Here is a 245-nt window from a genome sequence, read left to right as displayed (position 1 = left end):
CCACTGAGGCTGGCTTGTAGCGCCAGGTGGCCCCAGGCCGAGCCGGTGTCGAAGGTGTGCCACAGCGCCGGGGTTTCTTCGGTAGCACCCGGGGCGATGAAGTCGGTTTTCGACGCGATGATCACCAGGGCCGATGCATGCTGCGCCCAATTGCGGTTGAATTCATTCAGCAAGCCCAGGAAACGCTCCCAATCCGGCGTGTCACGGCGCGCGTACAGAAACCGCCACGGCTGCGAGTTGTAGGC

General features: G+C 63.7%; 1 protein-coding gene. It reads right to left on the bottom strand.

The window, feature by feature from the left end:
• On the bottom strand, positions 1 to 245 hold a 245-nt coding region (locus AAEZ06_RS28040), incomplete at both ends, for a nitroreductase family protein (RefSeq protein ID WP_502948074.1).

Origin of the sequence: Pseudomonas sp. HY7a-MNA-CIBAN-0227, from assembly GCF_040310325.1 — a bacterium.
GTDB lineage: Bacteria > Pseudomonadota > Gammaproteobacteria > Pseudomonadales > Pseudomonadaceae > Aquipseudomonas.
The sequence above is the reverse complement of the archived record's forward strand: the minus strand, read 5'-3'. Positions and strand labels throughout refer to the sequence as shown.